14 protein-coding genes and 1 other annotated feature are annotated in these 21,469 nt (G+C 52.4%); of the genes, 4 read left to right on the top strand and 10 right to left on the bottom strand.

Going from position 1 to position 21,469, the window contains the following annotated elements:
- Positions 1–86: 86 nt before the first annotated feature.
- The 10 genes from mutM to PGL01S_RS22410 form a co-directional block, all read right to left on the bottom strand.
- The gene (mutM, locus tag PGL01S_RS22365; protein WP_127496789.1) at positions 87–950 is read right to left on the bottom strand and encodes a DNA-formamidopyrimidine glycosylase; all 864 of its coding nucleotides are present in this window, start codon (positions 948–950) and stop codon (positions 87–89) included.
- Between the two features lie 202 nt (positions 951–1,152).
- Positions 1,153–3,825 (bottom strand): DNA polymerase I, encoded by a 2,673-nt coding sequence (gene polA / locus PGL01S_RS22370; RefSeq protein ID WP_127496790.1) that lies wholly within the window; start codon positions 3,823–3,825, stop codon positions 1,153–1,155.
- A 128-nt stretch (positions 3,826–3,953) separates the two neighbouring features.
- Positions 3,954–5,846, bottom strand: a complete 1,893-nt coding sequence (locus PGL01S_RS22375; protein WP_127496791.1) for an S-layer homology domain-containing protein — start codon at positions 5,844–5,846, stop codon at positions 3,954–3,956.
- 159 nt (positions 5,847–6,005) lie between these two features.
- On the bottom strand, positions 6,006–6,677 hold the full coding sequence (phoU, locus tag PGL01S_RS22380; RefSeq protein WP_041614094.1) for a phosphate signaling complex protein PhoU: 672 nt from the start codon (positions 6,675–6,677) through the stop codon (positions 6,006–6,008).
- A 23-nt stretch (positions 6,678–6,700) separates the two neighbouring features.
- Positions 6,701–7,474, bottom strand: coding sequence for a phosphate ABC transporter ATP-binding protein PstB (pstB, locus tag PGL01S_RS22385; protein ID WP_116393773.1), 774 nt, complete (start codon positions 7,472–7,474; stop codon positions 6,701–6,703).
- Between the two features lie 206 nt (positions 7,475–7,680).
- Entirely contained in the window at positions 7,681–8,820 is a 1,140-nt protein-coding gene (locus tag PGL01S_RS22390) for a methyl-accepting chemotaxis protein (RefSeq protein WP_127496792.1), read from the bottom strand.
- A gap of 193 nt (positions 8,821–9,013) precedes the next feature.
- Positions 9,014–11,209, bottom strand: a complete 2,196-nt coding sequence (locus tag PGL01S_RS22395; RefSeq protein WP_127496793.1) for a hypothetical protein — start codon at positions 11,207–11,209, stop codon at positions 9,014–9,016.
- Positions 11,210–11,608: 399 nt separating this feature from the next.
- Positions 11,609–12,151 (bottom strand): Gmad2 immunoglobulin-like domain-containing protein, encoded by a 543-nt coding sequence (locus tag PGL01S_RS22400; protein ID WP_164775563.1) that lies wholly within the window; start codon positions 12,149–12,151, stop codon positions 11,609–11,611.
- 221 nt (positions 12,152–12,372) lie between these two features.
- A complete protein-coding gene (tyrS, locus tag PGL01S_RS22405) occupies positions 12,373–13,632 on the bottom strand; it encodes a tyrosine--tRNA ligase (protein ID WP_116393777.1) in 1,260 nt (419 codons plus the stop codon).
- Positions 13,633–13,692: 60 nt separating this feature from the next.
- Positions 13,693–13,920 (bottom strand) — a binding site (T-box leader).
- Positions 13,921–13,987: 67 nt separating this feature from the next.
- Positions 13,988–16,063, bottom strand: a complete 2,076-nt coding sequence (locus PGL01S_RS22410; RefSeq protein ID WP_127496795.1) for a beta-galactosidase — start codon at positions 16,061–16,063, stop codon at positions 13,988–13,990.
- A 126-nt stretch (positions 16,064–16,189) separates the two neighbouring features.
- Here PGL01S_RS22410 and PGL01S_RS22415 point away from each other — a divergent pair, with 126 nt between their 5' ends.
- The 4 genes from PGL01S_RS22415 (at position 16,190) to PGL01S_RS22430 (ending at position 21,077) form a co-directional block, all read left to right on the top strand.
- Positions 16,190–17,017, top strand: coding sequence for an AraC family transcriptional regulator (locus PGL01S_RS22415; protein WP_127496796.1), 828 nt, complete (start codon positions 16,190–16,192; stop codon positions 17,015–17,017).
- Between the two features lie 104 nt (positions 17,018–17,121).
- On the top strand, positions 17,122–18,303 hold the full coding sequence (locus tag PGL01S_RS22420) for a M20 family metallopeptidase (RefSeq protein WP_127496803.1): 1,182 nt from the start codon (positions 17,122–17,124) through the stop codon (positions 18,301–18,303).
- Between the two features lie 192 nt (positions 18,304–18,495).
- Complete coding sequence (locus tag PGL01S_RS22425; RefSeq protein WP_127496797.1) at positions 18,496–20,190, top strand: M3 family oligoendopeptidase; 1,695 nt, start codon at positions 18,496–18,498, stop codon at positions 20,188–20,190.
- Positions 20,191–20,204: 14 nt separating this feature from the next.
- Positions 20,205–21,077 carry a GNAT family N-acetyltransferase gene (locus PGL01S_RS22430; RefSeq protein ID WP_127496798.1) on the top strand — a complete coding sequence of 291 codons (873 nt, stop codon included), beginning with the start codon at positions 20,205–20,207 and terminating at the stop codon, positions 21,075–21,077.
- The last annotated feature ends 392 nt before the right edge of the window (positions 21,078–21,469 follow it).

Consider the following 21,469-nt stretch of genomic DNA (forward strand, 5'->3'; position numbering starts at 1 on the left):
TCTCTAGCTGCGCCGACGCGCTTATCTAGACATCCGCCTATTGTTCGTAACAACAATAGCATATGCGGGGAAATCGTTACGGTGCATTAAACCTGCGGGACGGCCTTTTTGCGTGCCTTGGGCAAAGGCTGGCAGCTTGCGCAGGTATGCGTTCCTCTTCCGCCCACAACCGATTTCTCGATTAATCTGCCGCAGCTTGTGCATGGCTCGTCTTTCCTGCCGTACACCAGCAGCTGGTGCTGGAACATTCCCATCTCGCCTTGTCCATTCACGTAGGACTTGATGGATGAGCCTCCTGCCGCAACAGCCTTCGCAAGAGTCGATACGATCGCCTCATGGAGACGGATCCATTCCGCCTTCTTCAAGGAATCGGCCGTCCGCTCCGGATGAATGCCCGCAAGGAACAAAGCCTCATCCACATAAATATTGCCAAGCCCCACTACATATTCCTGATTTAGAAGAAGCGGCTTGATTAAGCCTGATTTTTTTCCAAGCAAACCTCTCAAGGCCTCCGCTGTAAAAGCCTCATTCTCCAGCGGCTCGAGACCAAGCTTGCTCAGCGGCTTCATCTCGAATTCCGTTCCCGGCTCGAACAGATGCATGGTGCCGAATTGGCGTACATCCTTATATCTCAGATCCGTTCCGTCATCGAAGTGGAACAGGACATGCGTATGAAGCTCAACAGGCTCGTCGCTTGGAAATACGCCGTACCGCCCTTCCATCCGAAGATGGGAGACCAGCACGAGACCATCCAGCACGATTCTCAAAAACTTTCCGCGACGCTCAACCGTTTGGATCGTCCGTCCGGCAAGCGCCCTTTCGAACGCCTCCGGTTCAGCCGGACGCTGTATGATACGCGGCAGCTTCACTTCTACCGAAGCAATTCGCTTGCCTGCGACTAATTCAATTAATGTTCTTCTAACCGTTTCTACCTCTGGCAATTCGGGCATTCTTATTCACCTCAAACCCATTATACCCGATTCGGTTGGGCTGCGGGACGGGATACTTTTGTCAATCCCGTTGCTTAGGCGAAACTTTCGCCTTCACTTGGGATGGCATTAGCTATCCCAAGCTTGATAATCGCGAAACTTCGCTTCGGACGGGATACTTTTGTCAATCCCGTTGCTTAGGCGAAACTTTCGCTGCCGAGTATTACTTCGCCTCGTACCAGTTGACTCCGTAATTCACGTCCGCCTTCAGAGGCACGTCCAGCTTCAGCGCCCCGGCCATGGTGCTTGGAACAAGCTCCTTCATAAGCTCAAGCTCCTCTTCCGGAACCTCGAATACCAATTCGTCATGCACTTGCAGCAGCATGCGGCTTTTCAGACCGCGCTCACGGAGCGTCTCGTCCATGCGCACCATAGCCAGCTTGATAATATCGGCTGCCGTACCCTGAATCGGGGTATTCATCGCCGTACGTTCCGCGAAGGAGCGCAGATTGAAGTTGGAGGCCTTGATATCCGGCAGATAACGGCGGCGCTCCAGCAAGGTCGTCACAAATCCGTCGCGACGGGCTTGCATAACAATATCGTCCATATACTTGCGTACGCCCTGGAACACCTCGAAATACTGCTCAATGAACTTCGCGGCTTCCTTACGGGTAATATTCAAGTTCTGGGATAGACCAAAATCGCTGATGCCGTATACGATACCGAAGTTAACCGCCTTCGCCGAGCGGCGCATATTCGAATCCACTTGATCAGCCGATACGCCGAATACGTCCATCGCTGTTTTCGTGTGAATATCCATATCGTTAATAAAAGCTTCCTTGAGCCGCTCGTCGCCGGAAATATGGGCGAGAACGCGCAGCTCGATCTGCGAATAGTCCGCCGCAAGGATATACCAGCCCGGCTCGGACGGCACAAACGCCTTGCGGATCTGACGGCCTTCCTCAAGCCGGATCGGAATGTTCTGCAGATTCGGGAACTGGCTGCTGAGACGTCCCGTTGCCGCAATGGTTTGACGGTAATACGTATGAATTTTGCCCGTTTCCGGACGCACCTCTTTCAAAAGACCTTCTATATACGTGGACTGCAGCTTGGACAAAGTACGGTAATGCAGAATCAACGGAACGATCTCGTGATAAGGAGCCAGCTTCTCCAATACTTCCGCGTCTGTCGAATAGCCGGTCTTCGTCTTCTTCTGTACGGGAAGTCCGAGCTTTTCAAACAATACCTCGCCAAGCTGTTTAGGAGAGCCGATGTTGAACTCCATTTCAGCCAAGCGGTAGATTTCGCTCACGGCTGCGGACAGCTTCCTCTCCAGCTCGCTGCCGAGACGCTCCAGCTCGGCTTTTTCCACCTTGATGCCTTGGCGCTCCATCCCGGCCAGCACAACGGACAACGGCTGTTCCAGCTCGTAATACAGCTCGTTCATGCCCCGCTTCTCGAGATCTGCGCGCATCAGAACCGTAAGCTTACGGACGGCATCCGCCTTCACGGACAGATGGCGATTCAACGTCTCGTTGTCCGGCACTTTGAATTTGGCTCCCTTGCCGTACACCGCTTCGTCATGAGGAACCGAAGACTGGCCGTAACGGTCGCATAACGCATTTAACGTCAGGTTCGTGTCGGTCGGGTCGAGCAGATAGGCGGCTAACTGCACGTCAAACGCCACGCCGCGCCATTCGATTCCTCTCCAGCCAAGCGCTAGCTCCGTTTTATGCGTATCAAAACCGTTTTTAGGCTTGTCCGCATCCTCGAGCCATTTCCGCAGCTCCGCCGCGAAAGGTTGTTGAAGCGCCGATACAGGCACAACGTACGCCTTATCCCCAACCGCCGCGGCAAGTCCCAATACTTCCGCCTGATGCGGATTTTCGCCGATTGCTTCCACATACAAGCCATGCTCCGTACCTTGCAATGCGGACAGCATGTCCTTCAGCGCTTCACCGTCATTATCGGATTCAATTACCACGATGTTAAGCTCTACAGCGGGAGCTGCCGATTCGCCGCCCTCCGCGCCTGCTCCATTCAGATCCAGCCGCTCGATAAGCGACTTGAATTCCAGCTTGCGGAACGCATCGGCAAGCGTAGCCGGCTGGTAACCTTCGTAACGGATATCCTCTGCGCTATGCTCAAGAGGTACCTCGCGGAAGATCGTAGCCAGCTTTTTGCTCATGATCGCATCGTCTTTATGCGTCTCGACCTTTTCTTTCATCTTGCCTTTGAGGCTATCGGTATTCGCCAACACTTCCTCGACCGTGCCGAACTCATGCAGCATCTTGAGCGCCGTCTTCTCGCCTACGCCCGGAATACCCGGAATATTATCCGATGCATCGCCCATCAGTCCTTTAAGATCGATGATCTGCATCGGCTTCAATCCGTATTTCTCTTCAATGGCAGCCGGGGAATAGTGCTCGACCTCGCTGATCCCTTTGCGCGTAATCGCTATCGTAACGTTGTCCGAAGCGAGCTGCAGCATATCCTTATCGCCCGTTACGACCAGCGTCTCAACCTTCTGCTCATCGGCAAGACGCGTCAGCGTTCCGATAATATCGTCGGCTTCGTAGCCGGACAGTTCGAATTGCGAAATGCCGAAGGCCTTCAGCAAATCCTTCATTACCGGGAATTGCTCCGACAGCTCCGACGGCGTTTTCGCGCGGCCGCCTTTATATTCGGTATAGCCTTCATGGCGGAATACCACTTTACCCGCGTCGAATGCAACCAGCACATGGGTTGGCTTCTCGTCTTCCAGCAATTTAAGCAGCATCGTCGTAAATCCAAACACCGCGTTCGTATGTAAACCTGCTGAATTCGTAAGCGGCGGCATCGCATAAAAGGCACGGTTTGCGATACTATTGCCATCAATCAATATCCACTTGTCCATTCAGACACCTCACCTAATCATTCTACCCTCTATCATACCATATTTATGAAGCAAACTTCTCGCCGGAGGCCGGCAAAAAGAAAACCGCCGGGGCATCAGCCCAGGCGGTATCCTGCTTTCTATTTCCGTTACTTCGTAAACGTCAGAATCGACAGCATTCTGAACATCATAACCGCGCTTTCCGCGCGTGTTGCTTCGCCTTCCGGATCAAATGCGTTACCCGGCTTGCCGTTTACAATGCCTAAGCCCGCAAGCTGGCTGGTCGCTTCAGCCGCCCATGCCGGAATATCGCTTTGGTCGGCAAATGCTTCCGCTCCAGCAGCGTCGCCTTTGTGTCCGGCGAAGGCCAGGCCGCGAGCCAGAATGACCGCCATTTCATCGCGGGAAATCGTCTGGTCCGGTCTAAACTCGCCATTTTCATAGCCATTGATAAGACCGGCTCCCGTTGCGGCCGCTACAGCGGATGCGAACCAATCACTCGTTTGAACATCCCCAAACTTGCCGTTTCCTGCCGCAGCCGGTGTCGCAAGACCAAACAGGCGAACGACCAGCGCCGTGAATTCGGCCCGTGTGACGGAACGGTTCGGATCAAATGCTCCATTGCCTACTCCGTCAATGATCAGGAGGCTAGCCAACGCATCAACCTCTTTTTTTGCCCAGTGGGTCGCCGTATCGTCAAACGATTTATCCGTCTGCACGATCAGGAAAGTCCCATCGGTACGGCTCATCACGGAAACCTCTGTGCCGTTGACCGTAAACGGTACCGGCGTGTAGACGATTTTGCCGTTCGCGTCCTTATCGACGCGGACAACCGCCGCGTGCCCGGCTGCAGGCTGGCTGCCAAGCTTAACCGTATGCTTGATGTAATGGCCAAGGTCGTTAAGAACAATTTCCTGACCGTCCTTTTTCACAGCCTTCAGCGTAAAGTTAGCCGAACCCAGAACATCGAGACCCGCTTTGTCCGCGGAATCAGCTGCTGACTGGTCGGTTGCTACTTCGAGTTTCAGCTGCAAGTCGGTTAACGTAAGCCCAAGAATGCCAGCAAGCTTGCTCCAGTCGTATTGACCCGGATTAAAGCTATACGAGCCTGTCTGCGATTCAAAGACGATGGTCTCTACTTTTTTCTGAGCCAGCAACTTGGCAAGCTCTGCCGCTCTGACGGTAAAGCTTGTACCCGATACCTTCACCGTAATCGTGGAAGAAATCGCATTGTTCAAGGCTTCCTCAAGCGGGCTTGAAGATTCAACCGCGCCGCCTCCACCTCCGCCTACAGGTGGAGTTACAACCGGCGCATCCTTTTTCGTAACCGTTAATGTGTAAGTCTCGGTTAACGTCCCATCCGGCGAAGTGACTTTAATAGTGAATACAGTGGTCTTGTCCGGGATACCGTAAAACACTTTTATTGGCTCATCCGGATCCTGTACGCCTCCAGTGATTGTTAACTGGGCATTCTCGTCTGTCGGAAAAATACTCATCCAAAGCTGCTTAGTATTGCTCTCAACCTCGACAGAGTAGTTTTTTACATCAGGAGTTACAACCGGCGACTTATCCACATCGTTCGTATTATCGTAAACGCCTAACCGTTTCAGTGAAGCGTCCTTCGGATCAGTGCGTTTAACAATAATCTGGTATGACGCGCTTTGATCGCCTTGATCAACATGCACATGAACGATATAAGTTTTGCTATCCGGAGTAGCAAGCGTTGCACTACCGCCTGTCTGTGATATAGCACCTGAGTAAGTGATTACTGCACCTTCCAATAAAGGAGTTGCTTCAAATGTTAACTGAGTTACGGACGTGTCTACTACCAAGTCATAATTCCACTGCCACGAATCGAATTCAGGCGTAAGCAAATATTCATGATTGTCCTGGTCTTTAACGGTTAGATTCGTTAATCCATGTTCTGCATTGCCTGCAGCCTGCGCTGTTGGAATTCCTATACCGGACAATAATCCTACAGCCAACAAAACAATCAGAAGCATGCTTGTCCATTTCTTTTGTTTGTCTAAAAAATTTAACATAACCCACTCCCCATACTAAATTGAAAAATCTCTCAAAAATTAAAATAACTTTAATAAATATAACGATCTAAATCCTCCGTTGGCAAGGATATTTATGGATGCAATGCAAAAAAAGCCTGTTACCCGAGTCACTCGGATAACAGGCTTCTTTTTAACTTCTTAAATACTATGCTGCGTGTTCAAGTCAGGACGTTTGTTGGTCACGAGGTACACGACACTTTCGCCGATGTTGGTCGCATGGTCTCCGATCCGCTCGATATTGCGGGCTACGAAGTTCAGAACCGTTGCCTGCGAGATGTTACGCGGGTTCTCCATCATAAGCGACAGCAGCTCGCGCGAGATTTGAGCGCAAAGCGCATCGACCTGATCGTCTTCCGTTGCCAGCTTGTAAGCCAGGTCCACGTTTTCCTGCACGAAGGATTGAATCGATTCGTACGTCATCGTCTGCACGATTTCCGCCATGCGCGGCAAGTCGATCAACGGCTTGATAAGCGGCTGACCTTCGAGACGGATAACAAACTTCGCAATGTTTACGCAAAGATCGCCCATTCTCTCCAGATCGGAGGCAATCTTGAACGCGGCCAGAATCCGGCGCAGATCCTTCGCAACCGGCTGCTGCGTCGCAATCAATTTCGAGCCAAGATCGGTAATCTTGTCCTCCAGATTGTTCAGATGCTGGTCATTGTTGATAATCGCTCTTGCCTTCTCGGTATCCGTGCCGCTCAGCGCCTTCATCGAATCAACAAGCGCTTCCTCCACGAACGTTCCCATCTCAACGAGCAGATTATGAAGCTGCTCCAGGCCATGGTCAAACTCTTTTCTTGTCGTCATCATTTGTACAACTCCCCCTTGTGTTAGCCAAAACGTCCGCTAATGTAATCTTCCGTACGCTGGTCGCTTGGATTGGAGAACAGCTTCTCCGTTTCCGAAAACTCCACAACCTCGCCGTTCAAGAAAAATACCGTTTGATTTGATACACGAGCCGCTTGATGCATGTTATGCGTAACCATAACAATCGTATAACGGTCTTTCAGCTCTTGCGCCAATTCTTCAATCTTCAGCGTGGAGATCGGGTCAAGCGCCGAAGTCGCCTCGTCCATGAGCAGAACATCCGGATTAACGGCAATCGCGCGAGCAATGCAAAGACGCTGCTGCTGGCCCCCGGAGAGGCTAAGCGCGGAGCGCTTCAAATAATCCTTCACTTCATCCCACAGTACGGCCGACTTCAGACTTGTCTCGACAATCTCGTCCAGCTGCTTCTTGTTCGTAATGCCATGGAGGCGCGGACCGTACGCTACGTTGTCATAGATGGATTTCGGAAAAGGATTCGGCTGCTGGAACACCATGCCCACCTTCTTGCGAAGCGTCTCAACATCTACGTCACTAGAGTAAATTTCCGTTCCGCCAATTGCGATGCTGCCTTCGATTCTGGTGCCCGGGATCATGTCGTTCATCCGGTTAAGCGTCCGGAGCAGCGTCGATTTGCCGCAGCCGGAAGGTCCGATAAACGCGGTGATCGCTTTCTCGGGAATCGTAAGCGATACATCCTTCAGAGCATGGAAAGCTCCGTAATACAAATTCAATTTGTTAATGTTAATTAAGGGTTGCGTCTGCAATAAAGTTTGCATGATCGTTCTCCTCCGTATATGCATGGATAATGAACAGCAGCCCCAGATGAACGAGTTTCATACTGAGGCTTGGCCATTCATTTCGAATCATAACCGTAAGTATAATGGGTAACCTATTGGATAATCGTAAATTGCGTTTTTATCTCTGACGTATCTATCCTACTAGCCGTTTGTAAATCGGGTATTGTCGTTTTGTAAATTCCGTGTTAAAAATAGGACCCCAGAAGCTTATCGATCTCCTTGGAGACATGTACCGTCTGCTGATAAGCCTGCTCTGACAGCTTGCCAATCTGCTCCGTGCTGTTCTTGCTGTTCGCGGATGCCTGGAACAGGTGACTGAACACGCTGCCTGCTTCTTGAACGCATGACTCGCTGACTACGGCTTCTTCCCGGCCTTCGCGCGCAAGCGAGGCGGTCTGTTCAATCGCCGCGACAATCGTCTTCGTCAGCGTCGTAATCGCCTCGGCGGAACGCTTCGTTTCACTGGCGAGCTTCATCACCTCGCCGGCTACTACCGCAAAACCTCTGCCATGCTCGCCCGCGCGCGCCGCTTCGATGGAAGCGTTAATGGCCAGCAGGTTGCTCTGCTCCGCCAGCTCTTTGATCAGCTTGGAGACATGGCTGATGGAGCCCGCTTCAGCCTGCAGCTCATTCATCCGCTGCTCCTGCTGCATCGAATTCGCGGCAAGCTTCCCGAAGGCTGCGGTTACCTTGTCCAGCTGATTTTTGCCGCTTAACGTCAGGTCCACCATATCCGCGGAAATCTGCTTCCCTTGCAAGGCCGATTGGCGCACCGAGCTTACGGCCACGTCGATCTCTTTCACCCGGCCGCCAACGCTGTTGATTGTTTTTACCTGCCCGTCCACCGCTTCCTGCTGAAGCTGCCTGGACATCCGAAGCAGATCCGACACGGTCAATATCCCGACAATCCGTTCTTCTCTGGTTACAATTACGCAGTTATATAGAACGCTGTCGTCACGTTTTAGAGCATTATCGATTAATTGCTGCGGGGAATAGGTTTGATCAACGATTAACGGGGACGGATCCATCAGTTCCGATACCGGCTTTTCATAATACAGATCTACGCCAAACCTCTGGCTGAGCCGCATAAAAAATTGATTGCGCATCATAAGACCAACCGGCTTGTCCTTTTCTATCCCTTCACCGGCTATAACGACGCATTCACTGTCCGGATATTGCTTGAATAACGCAATGGTATCTTTGCAGGAACAGGAGGCTGCGATCACCGGCGCCTTGCGAACATACTCCAGCAGGCGGGTTGAGGTCGGGGCAGCAGCTTCAACTTGTTTCTCTTGCGGTTGACGATCCAATACAGCAATGGTCATAGTCTCTCACCTTTCTCTCTATGGACTCCTTAAGCCCTACTATAGGGCTTAAGCATCAATTCCATTTCATAGAAATGTTTTCGCAGCGTAAAAGTTATCGGAAAATACAGGTTTATTGTTGAAACAAGCCGCATATGGCCAAAAATAAAAATAACGGCGCATCTCTGCGCCGTTATTCGTTAAACTTCCCTCGTTAGCTCCAGGCCGCTTCCACCAATACGCCTTCCGGCTTACCCGGGTGACGGATAAGCAAAGTTCCCGAAGCTTCATCATAGGCATAATCCGCCTTAAGTCCATCCGCCGTTACCGCATTCGGAGCAGAGGCGGCAAGCAAACGAATGCTGACCGTCATATCCGACGGGCTCTCCGAGCGGAACGAAATCGTCTTCGCATCCGCCGTCACGTCTTCGATACGCGAAGAGCCGACCAGAACCTTAGCCGCGTGGCCGTCGCCGGCTGTCCCCGCAGCTTCCAAATCATATAACAAGCAATTGTCGCCCGGCTTCAGCGCAACGTTACGGACAATCGGAAGTTCGTCCTCAAACAGGTCGATAAATCTTCCTTCGAGTGTACTGCCGTCGGTAACGTTGCTCTCATCCAGGGCTTGCGCAATGACATAAGGACCGCGCTTGATGCGGAGAATTCCGCTTTCCCGGTAAGCATCCGCTTCGCCTCTAAGCTTCAGCGCCAGCTTCACGCAATCGCGGACGGAATCCGCTCCTTCGCTTGTACGCGATAGAGCAGCCGGATGTACGCGTCGCACAAGAACGAATCCGTCCCCGTAGGCATACTCGCCATCCTCCTGATTGGCCGCTAACCCGAGCGTTTCGAACAGATGCTGGTCCGGACGCTCGTAAGAGCGGCGGCTTCCTTCCCGGTTCCACCATTCGCGCACATCGTGGAAAGCGTCCGATCCGTCGCCGACATAGATAAGCACGCCGCCGTCTCTGACCCATCCCGCAATAGCTTGGTGCAAGCCGGCGTTCTCAGGCTTCATGAACTCATAGCTGAGCAGCAGCACTTTGTAGTCATCGAGATACCCCGGGAAGGTAAGCGCGTTATCCAGCTGCACCGGACGCAGCGGAACGCCATGCTTCACAAGCGGCAGCGCCAGTCCGTAAAACGCGGAGAAATCCAGCAGCTCCCGTTGTTCAGGCGACAGCATATCCGAGGTTGTCACGCCGCCCTCTTTTTTGCCTGTAGAGATTTCAGGCTCTTCCGGCAGAACATCGCCGCGCTGGTACATAGCCGAATTGGACAAAAGCAATCCGATGCCGCTTGTATAGACGTCAGTCTGCTTTTCCTCATGATGATGAAGATCCCGAAGCACGTTCATCACCGTAAGCAGAACGGTCTTGTAACTAGCCGGTATTCCTTCCTTGCCTGTGCCGTCCTCCGTCGGATAGCCGCGCGTGAATACCCGCCATGGCCAAGGGCAGACCTCAAACTTCGATACGCCGGGATGAAGCAGGGAAGCGACAACCGTCGCGCGGTAATTATAGCGGTAATCGCTCCAGCTATAGCGGGGATTATCCTCGATCGGATCGTGAAGGAACCACATGTCCCTTCCCGTACCGCGGGTCAGCTCCTGCATGACGCCGTATTCCAGGAATGCCGTCTCGAAGGTACGCTCCCGCCTGATACCCTGGTATACATTTGGCGTTCTTGCCGTACCCGTCCAGATCTGCGCGATAAATCCGTCGCAGGACGGCATCGACACAAGCAGCGCCTCCGGACTGATAATGCGCCATTGCGTGTAGTTAATCAAGCTGTGAGTAGGAACATAGAACCGAACCTGGCGGTTATACGTAACGAGCGCGTATTCCTTCATCTGCGCGCAGAGCCGGTCAAGCGCGCGGTAATACAGGTACGCCTTCAGCTTCGAAGCCCGGTATTGCGCGTCCGGCGATAAGTGAGGAGCCGTCCACGACTCCCCGTAATAGGTCAGCCACTCGCGCTTGAACGCCTCCGAATAACCCGATGCCGCCCAGTACTCCGGTTCCTCCAGATGGATCGCTTCGACGCCACAGTCAATCGCCTTCTTGATATAAGTCGCCAAATATTCGGAGAAAGCGATCGTCGGGTCCATATAAGGCACGTCTTTCCCATGCTGAATATAGTTGCCGAACCGGTCCATCTGAGCTTCGTCCCAGTGATTTCTTCCGTCGAATTTCTCGTACAAATAATCCTGGTACTCGCCCCATGAGACGCCGGTCATGAGATGAATCGTATAGCCGGCTTTCCTCCAGCCCTCGATTCGTTCCTCCAGCTTATCCGACAACCCGTAGACCATGACAAAATCCGTTCTAAGATCATACTTCGGCCCATAAGGACGCGATTCTTGAAATCCCGTCCACTCGGCGCGTTCATGCTGTTTCCCCACTCGCATGATGCCTCCTTTGCAGCCGAACCGTTCGTTCGGCCTGTCTTCTTCATTTGGTTGCGAAAGCCATTAAGAGGATTCGGAAAATCGGAAAGTACTTGAAGTAGTTCTTGCCCACATATTAATATAAATATTAGATATAATCAATATTTCATTATTAGATCATGAGTAAGAAATCTGACTTAAGATATCACCATTTTTAGATAAAATCGCCAGAATTCGAACCGAATTGCGAAATTCCGCATCCTTTCGACTCATTTATTATATTAAATATTATAAAATAGAGAACAAATTTTTTTCTGATCGCTTGAAAGATATTACGTGAGAATCCATTTCGCTGGAGGCAAACAAAAAACGGCAAGCCTTAACGCATCATGCGTTCTGCTTGCCGTTTTGTTAGGTTTTTTACTTGAACGTTTCCAATGGAATGCTTAACACGTTGATTTGCGACCCATCCTTCGCGCTGTTTTCGAAAAGCTCAAGCGTGAGCGTCCCGTTCGCAGGCAGCTGCTCTGGCGGAATCGTGATCTTGAGCGAGAATGGAGACCATGCAGGCGCCCCCTCATCCAGCAGTTGATGCCCTTCAAGCAAATAATCATGCCCGTCCTCCACCGCGTATTGCATAACCCCTTCGAATACTCTGCCTTTCCCGGTTACGGTATAATGACCGCCCGAGCCGGTGACCAACACATCGCAGAACGCGTTATTGCATGGGGCGATTGCAGCTCCGGAGGAAATGACGACCTTGCCCTGCCTGTCGTTCCAAGCCACGGAAGCGCCCAGCATATCCCCCATCGCCCGGAGTGGAACGTAAGTGTTGCCTTTGTAAACGAGGACGGGCAATCCCTGCCCGGTATAGACCGAACCGTTAACTTCGATTGGATAAGCCGCTTCCGTCAAGGAATACGACGTCTTATTCGTAGCCGCCACGGACGGAAAAGCCGTCATGAGCAGACCTCCCATTAGTAAGCCAACAAAAAAACCTTTATATCCTCGAAGCATGCCAACACCCCATCTCAAAAATTCATCCGCCTGACCTGCTATATTCATTCTATGTGGACAAGCGTGCTGGACATGCCTATTTGTGCGACGAATCTGTTCGAATAAAATAAAAATACCCCTGCCTCCTCCCAAACGGGATAAAAGCAGGGGTTGTTATTACAACAGCCTTAAGCCATCTTCACCAGACTGTATTTCTTCTTGCCCTTACGGATAATGATGAACCGTCCTCCAATCGCGTGTTCCGAGGACACCTCAAGCGTAAGGTCGGTTACGCGCTCGCCGTTCATGGAAATGGCGCCGTTCGTAATATCCTCCCGTGCTTGACGCTTGGAAGGCTCGATACCGAGATCAACAAGCCAATCAACGATGTTCTTCGCTTCATTCGTCGACTCGAATGTCGGCATTTCCTTGAAGCCCTGCTCGATTTCATCCGCGCTCAGCGATTTGATATCGCCGCTGAATAACGCAGCCGTAATGCGCAGCGCTTGCTGCAGCAGCTCTTCGCTATGAACGAAGCGCGTCATCTCTTCGGCAAGCTTCTTCTGAGCTTCGCGCTTATGCGGCTCCGTAGCGACCTTCTCAGCCAACCCTTCAATCTCTTCCTTCGAGAGGAACGTGAAGTATTTCAAGTATTTAACGACGTCACGGTCGTCCGTGTTAGCCCAGAACTGGTAGAACTCGTACGGAGTGGTCTTCTCCGGATCCAGCCAGATCGCACCGCCAGCCGTCTTGCCGAACTTCGTTCCGTCAGCCTTCAGCATGAGCGGAATCGTAAGGCCGAACGCCTTGGCCTCGCTGCCTTCTTTCTTGCGGATCAGGTCAAGGCCGCTCGTAATATTGCCCCATTGGTCGGAGCCCCCGATTTGAAGCTGTACATCCTCTTCCCGGAACAAATGCAGGAAGTCGAGCGATTGCAAAATCTGGTACGAGAACTCCGTAAACGAAATGCCGCTCTCAAGCCGGCTCGATACGACATCCTTCGCAAGCATCGTATTGATGCTGAAGTTTTTGCCGTAGTCGCGAAGGAACTCGATGACGTTGATTTTATGCGTCCAGTCGTAGTTGTTGACCATGCGCATATTGTTGTCGCCTTCGGTGAGGAACAGCTTGCGAAGCTGCGCGCCAAGCGCTTCGACGTTCGCCTGGATCTGTTCCAGCGTCTGCAAGGAACGCTCGGATGTGCGGCCGCTTGGGTCGCCAATCGTACCGGTCGCTCCTCCGATCAGAATAACCGGACGGTGGCCCGCCAGCTGGAACCGCTTAAGCACCATAAACGGAATCAAGTGGCCGATATGCATGCTGTCTCCCGTCGGATCAACGCCGCAATAGAGCGAGACAGCCTTTTCGTTCGTCAATTCGCGCAGTCCCTCCGCGTCGGTTTGTTGGTTAATGGCGTCGCGCCATTCCAGTTCGTCAATAATGTTCATTGATTAGCTCTCCTTTTTATTCGTGTTAAAAACAAAAAAACGTCCCTATGTCTAAATAGACATAGGGACGATTCGTTTACCGTGGTACCACCCAAATTGCATGAAGCCGCCTTGCGCAAGGCTAACCTTCATACCGCTCTAGGCGAGATATCGTTCGCCGTAACCGCCCGGCATTACCCGGGATGCTCCAGAGTGTATTTCGCGGGCTTAATGTGTGCCGGGTTCCATCGCCCCCCGGCTTTCTAGAACAGGGATTAAGCCGCTACTGCGCTCTTTCGCCGCATATGTTATATCAAGTTACAGAAATTATAGAGAATGGCGTAATAAATGTCAATCGTTATCGCTCGCTGCCGGCTTAGGAGTGGAAGCTTGCTTTTCTTTTGAGAATCCGCACTCCGTTAAGCGGAAGCTCAAGCTCATTGCTTACCTTGCCGCCGGCAAGAACATCCTCGTACTCCTGCTCGTCAAGCTTCACATGCTGCGCCAACTCGCTGAAATTGAGCACGAATACGTAATCAAACTCGCCGTCGGAACGCAATTGAGCCGTAACGCCTTGCGGAAGCTCCGTCTCAACGACGCGCTTCAGCCCTTCCTGCTCGACCAGCTTCTTGAAGAAATCGGTGAAGAACGGCTCGGTATTGCGGGAAGCGACATAATACGCTTTGCCTTCGCCAAGCTGGTTCACCGTCAGTGCCGGACGGCCAGCGTAGAAGTCATCGCCGTATACGGCCAACGCTTCGGCGCCTTCCAGATGAATCAGATCGCAGAGCTCAATCGCATCATAGGAGCCAACAAGACCAAGCTTGTTGCCTTCCGACATCACGACGCTGTTCTTTTCCCCGTCATACAGGGAGTCAATCTCTTCGGACCAGATGCCCAGCGTTTTGCGGAGCGGTCCAGGGAAGCCTTCCAGGAAGCAAAGATCGCTTTCGTTAACGATACCCGACCAGTAAGTCGCAACAAACGTGCCGCCGTTTTTCACAAACTCTTCAATTCGCTCGCCAACGCCCGGACGAACCATGTACAGCATCGGAGCAATCAGCAGCTTGTAAGAATCAAAGGCGCATTCCGAATCGATAATGTCGACAGGCACGCCCATATCCCACAGAGGACGGTAGTGACGCTTCAACGTTTCTTCATAATGGATGCCGCCGTTGCGGGGGCCTTGCGAATCCTTCACCGCCCAGCGGTTCTCCCAGTCATTGATAAGCGCGACCTCAGGCTTAACCGAAGTGCCAACTACCTCTTGCAGCTTCTCGAGCGCCTGGCCGACATCCGTAACATCCTTGAAGACGCGGGTATTCTCATGGCCAACATGGTCTACGACGGCCCCGTGCAGCTTCTCGCTGGAGCCGCGGCTTTTGCGCCATTGGAAATATTGAACCGTATCCGAGCCGTGGGCAACCGCCTGCAGGGAAGCCAGCAGATGCATGCCCGGCTTCTTCAGCTTGCTGATCGGCTGCCAGTTCGTCATGCTTGGCGTGCTTTCCATCAGCATAAACGGCTTGCCGCCTTTGAGCGAACGGAATACGTCATGGTTGAAGCCGATCCACGCCGCAAGCTCGCTTTGATCCTTCGCGTCATGCCAGGTTGGATAGGCATCCCACGAGATCACGTCGAGAAGCTCGGTGAATTTCCAGTAGTTCAGCGGCTCAAAATCGAGCATGAAGTTGGTTGTAATCGGCAGCTCCGGATTGATCTCGCGAAGCGGTTCCATTTCGTTGCGGCAGAAATCTACCGTTTGATCGGTGACGAATCTTCTCCAGTCCACGTTCATGCCGTGTACCGCTTTTTCCCCGCGGTAGGTTGGCGTATCGATCTGGCTGAAGCTTGTATATTTGTGAGCCCAGAAGGTTGTCCACCATGCGTGGTTTAACGCTTCAATCGTGCCGTAGCGCTTCTCCAGCCAGTTCTGGAAGGCTTCTCTGCAGTAGTTGCAGTGGCATTCGCCGCTGTATTCGTTGGAAATATGCCAGCCGATAACGGCCGGATGCTGCGAATAACGCTCTGCCAGCTTGCCGTTCATCTCCTTCACCTTCGCGCGGTATACCGGCGAGGAGAAGCAATGGTTATGGCGCGCGCCATGCATATTGCGGATTCCGTTCTCCTCTACGCGGAGAACCTCCGGATATTTCTCTGACATCCAAGCCGGTCTTGCTCCGCTCGGCGTGGCAAGCAGGGCATAAATGCCGTTCGCCGCGAAACGGTCAAGCAGCTGGTCCATCCATTCAAACGTATATACGCCTTCTTCAGGCTCATAAGCTGCCCACGAGAAAATGCCGACAGACATCACGTTGCTGCTCGACAGCTTCATCAGGCGGATATCTTCTTCCAGAACATGAGGATAATCAAGCCATTGGTCAGGGTTATAATCCGCTCCATGGAGCATTTGCGGGAATTTCGGACTGATTGGCGGGAACTTCAAGGTCATGGGTGTTAACCTCCATACAAGTATTATGTCTATTACGATATTAATATTGTAATACGCTTTCAGATCCAATAAAATCACATTATATTCACATCACTTTAAATATATGAAACTGGAAGTGGCTCCATTATGGATAAATTGGTATTTCCGATTCTGGCCGATTCCGACCGCAAGCTTCCCGTCTACGTGGACATTATCGGGCACTGGAATAACCAGGAGACGATCGACCGGCAGCAGGGCTTTCCGCATTATCAATGGCTTCAGTCCACCGGCGGCGAAGGCGAGCTTTGGATCGGTGACGAGAAGTTTGCCGTAAAGGCCGGCCAGGGCTTCTGTTTATTCCCCGGCGTTCCCCACCGTTATTACGCGGTCCGGGACCCTTGGGATGTTTATTTCATCAGCTTTGGCGGCAGCCTTGCGAAGGACTTGCTTGGCCAAGCGGGCATTAAAGAACCCGGTCTGTACTCCGTTACCGACAGCGAAATGATCGTTGCCCACCTACGCGGCATCTCCGCCATGGCGGAATCGGGACTTCCTTTTCTCGGCCTTGAATGCTCGAAGCTGTTGTATCTTTTCCTGCTCGATTTGATGAAGGTCGTACAGGTCAGTACCCAATCCGCAGAGCAATATTACATGCGGCTTAATCCGGTCATTCGCTATATCGAGGAGCATATCGACAGCGTGTTGACGATACAGGATTTGTCCTCGCGCATAGGCGTTACTCCGCAATATTTGTGCCGCTTGTTCAAACAGCTGATGGGCATGCGTCCGATGGAATACGTGAACCGGGAACGGATTAACCGCAGCAAAGAGCTGATGTTTCTCGGCCGGGAGTTTAAAATGCAAGAGATTGCGGCGAAGGTTGGCTTCGACAGCGCCAGCTACTTCAGCACCGTCTTCAAGAGAATGGAGGGCATGAGTCCGGAGCAATTCAAGAAAATGCACGGCATCCATTAAGCATGCCCGAGCTTGTTCATTGGCCTACACCTGCAGGCAATCATGCGGCTTATCGGTTATAATGGTGGGGAAGAAGTTTGATAGAAGGAGGCTTGTTCATGTCCATGACAAGCAGCAATAAACAACTAGTAATCGACACCATTGAATCCCATGCGAAAATCTTCAAACAAATCTCGCGTACGATTGGCGCCAATCCGGAGCTTGGCCACCAGGAATTCAAATCCGCAGCCATTCTGATCGAGGAGCTGGAGAGACAAGGCTTCTCGGTTGAAAAGGGAACGCTTGGCATTCCTACCGCGTTTATCGGAACCTATGCAACCGGCAAGCCGGGTCCAACCGTTGCTTTTTTATGCGAATACGACGCACTTCCGGAAATCGGACATGCCTGCGGCCATCATCTCATCTGCACGATGGGGATTGCGGCAGCCGTTGGCTTAAAGGCCGTTATGGATCAATTCGGCGGAACCATTCGCGTCTACGGCACGCCTGCCGAAGAAACCAAAGGCGCCAAGGTGCCGATGTCCGAAGCCGGGCTGTTCGACGACTGCGACTTCGCGCTGATGGCGCATCCTTATTATACGTTTGAGAAATCCGGCGATTCGCTTGCGCTTGACGCGATCCGGTTCGAATATTTCGGCAAGCCGGCCCATGCGGCGGCAAGCCCTTACGAAGGCGTTAATGCCCTTGACGCGGTGCTGCAGCTGTTCAACAGCATTAATGCTCTCCGCCAGCAGACCCGGAGCGATGCCCGCATCCATGGCATTATCGATAACGGCGGTAAAGCGCCTAACGTTATTCCCGACTACGCTTCCGCCCAATTTTATGTCCGTTCCGCTACCCGCGCTTACACGAATGAGCTCGCCGAGAAGGTTCGGCGCTGCGCCGAAGGTGCCGCACTGCAGACCGGCTGCAGGCTGGAGATGAGCAATTATGAATTTTCCTATGACGAGCTGCTTACGAATGAGGCTTTGTCCGAATGCTTTACCGCCAACCTGCTTGAGCTGGGCGTGAAGCCGGAAGAGATTGAAACCGGAAAGGATCACGGCTCGCTGGATTTGGGCAATGTATCCGTCCGCTGTCCTGCCATTCATCCTTACGTCAAAATCGTCGAGGAGCGTTTCCTCCTCCACACCGTGGAATTCCGTGACGCGGCAATGACGGAGCGCGCGCTCGAGCGGATGATTTTTGCCGCCAAGACGCTGGCTGCGACCGCTTACGACGTGGTTTCCGATCCGGCCGTGCTCGCACGGATTCGCGAGGAATTTGAGCTGAGAACCCGAAAATAAACGCTGCATTCTGAACATACTTTCAATAAAGGCTTCTCTTCTCCTGAGCAATGGTGAAGGAAGCCTTTTTGCTTGCGGATGAAGCAGGATTAACCGCTAATCCCAACGAATAGACATGTCAAGGCGATGGTTCTTCCATCCGTTTCCTTTTTTTTAAAAAATGATTGTTCAAGAGAGGACAGGTGTATCCAAGTGAAATTTAATGAGTATCGTTACGAACGTCCCGAAGTAGCGTCTTTCGAGAAGCAGTTCAAGGAGCTTCTATCCGCCTTTAACGCGGCAAGCCGTTTCGAGGAGCAGGACGCCGCGATGACCGGCCTCAACAAGCTGCGCAGCGAGTTTGATACGATGCAGCAAATTGCGAGCATCCGTCATTCGATTGATACAAACGATGAATTTTATAAAGCCGAGCAGGATTTCTTCGATGAGAACGGACCTGTCGTTCAGGAATACATAACGGATTATTACCGGGCGCTTGTGAACTCGGCGTTCCGCACGGAGCTTGAAGCCAAATGGGGCCGTCAATTGTTCCAATTGGCCGAACTTTCGCTGAAAACCTTCAGCCCGGAGGTAATCGAGGATCTGCAGCAGGAGAACAAGCTGTCCACCGAATATACGAAGCTTATCGCTTCCGCCAAAATTATGTTCGACGGCGAAGAACGGACGCTTTCGCAGTTATCACCATTCCAGCAATCGACCGATCGCTCCGTTCGCAAACAGGCTTCGGAAGCTTCCTCCGGTTTCATGCGCGAGAATGAGGCTGAATTTGACCGGATTTACGACGAGCTTGTCAAGGTACGCACCCGCATCGCGAAAAAGCTGGGCTTCACGAATTTCGTTGAGCTTGGCTATGCCCGCATGAGCCGGACCGATTATACGGCGGAGATGGTGGCGAACTTCCGCAATCAGGTGCTGGAGCATATCGTGCCTGTTGCCAGCAAGCTGAAGGAACGCCAGCGCGAACGCATCGGCGTCGACCATCTCTACTACTACGACGAGAATCTTGCCTTCCTGACCGGCAATGCGAAGCCGAAAGGCAGCCCGGAATGGATCGTCGAGAACGGAGCAAGGATGTACGCGGAGCTGTCCCCGGAGACGGACGAGTTTTTCCGGTTTATGCTGGATAACGGCCTGATGGATCTCGTTGCGAAAAAAGGCAAGCAAGGCGGCGGTTATTGCACTTATATCAGCGAATACGGCGCACCGTTTATTTTCTCCAACTTTAACGGTACCTCCGGAGATATCGACGTGCTGACGCACGAAGCCGGCCATGCCTTCCAGGTGTACGAGAGCAGAAGCTTTGCCGTGCCGGAATACGCCTTCCCTACTTATGAGGCCTGCGAGATCCATTCGATGAGCATGGAATTTTTCACTTGGCCTTGGATGGACCTGTTCTTCAAGGAGGACGTGGATAAATACCGGTTCCAGCATCTGGCGAGCGCCCTTCTGTTCCTCCCTTACGGCGTAACGGTTGACGAATTCCAGCATTTTGTCTACGAGAATCCGGATGCTACCCCGGCTGAACGGAAGGCTGCATGGCGCGAAATCGAGAAGAAATACTTGCCTCACCGCGATTATGAGGAGAACAGCTATCTCGAGCATGGTGCCTTCTGGCAGCGTCAGGGGCATATTTTCGGCAGTCCGTTCTACTATATCGACTACACCCTCGCGCAAATTTGCGCCTTTCAGTTCTGGAAAAGAATGCATGAGGACCGGACCGCGGCATGGGCCGATTATCTCAAGCTCTGCCAGCAAGGCGGCAGCCTCTCTTTCACCGAGCTTGTTAAGGTGGCCGGCCTGATCTCGCCGTTCGAAGACGGCTGCGTTACTTCCGTTATCGGCAGCATCGACGGCTGGCTGGAAAGCATAGACGACAAAGCGCTGTAAGGAGACTGCTGCTAATGAATGTGACATTCCGAGCTCTCAGCGAGCTTCCGGTTATCGAGGTGAATGCGTTATGGAACCAGTCCTTCGAAGGTTATTTGGTTCCGGCTGCGCTTCCGCTTGATCGGTTCATCGGCCGGACTGCCTCTGAAGGTCTCTCGTTTGAGTATTCCCTTGCCTGTTACGTCGACGGCGAAGCAGCCGGATTGGTCATGAACGGCTTACGTGAATACGACGGACGAACGCTGGCATGGAACGGCGGAACCGCCATCAAGCCGGCGTTCCGGGGCAAAGGCATTGGCAAAGCTCTTATGATGAGGAACCTGCAGCTGTATGAGGAATTAAGCGTTGACCAAGCGTATCTCGAGGCGATCTCGCAAAATACGAATGCCATTCGGCTGTATGAATCGATTGGTTATAGGCAGACCGACCGTCTCCTGATCCAGTCCACGGAACAGCCGATTCCGGATATGGACGACACGTACGAGCATCCGTACCAGATTGCGCTAGGCATGGCTGCGGAAGCCGCCCGGCTTCCGTTCTACTCCCAGGGAGAAGTCTGGCAGGCCGGTCTGCCCAGTCTGAAGGATGGCGAGAGCGTTGCCGTTTTTGATGGCGGAGAAGCGGCAGGTTATGCCTTGTACAGGAGGACGTTTAACCCGAACGGCGACTTGACTGGCATTGTCCTGTACCGGGTTGAAGCTGCTCCGGGACGTACCGACGCCAAGGAGGTAATGGCAGCCGCCTTGCACGAGGTATGGCAGCCCGGCGAGTCTTGCCGGCGCTCGGCGTTTAATATCCGGGCATCCAACGGGGTGCTGGTCGAGCTGCTCGCCGAGATGGGGCTTGTAACCACGATGGAGCAGGTGTTGATGGTGCGCGAGAAGTAGCTGGGATATGGTTAAAGTCCCTAAGGGACCTAAATCATGTCGATTAGCTCCGAATCCCCCCAGTTAAGGTCCCTTAGGGACCTTAACAGCTTGTGGTCCCCTTCATTTCCTACTATTCGGGATTGTCCGTTCGTGATTAAGGCCCTTTAGGGACTTTAATTACGAAATACGTTGTCTTCAGATGTAAGTTAAGGTCCCTTAGGGGCCTTAGCTTACAATCTAGATTACGCAAAAAAAGACCCCGACGGGGTCTTTTTCAATATTAGCTCGCCAATAGCCGTCTACTAACAATGCGGTCAGTCGATAAGACCCCATGAGGGTCTTATCACTACCATTTAGCTCCTTGAGCTCATCCATAAGACCCTCTCAGGGTCTTAATCCGTGTTTGGCCC

The organism is Paenibacillus glycanilyticus NBRC 16618 (assembly GCF_004000805.1).
GTDB classification, from domain to species: Bacteria; Bacillota; Bacilli; order Paenibacillales; family Paenibacillaceae; genus Pristimantibacillus; species Pristimantibacillus glycanilyticus.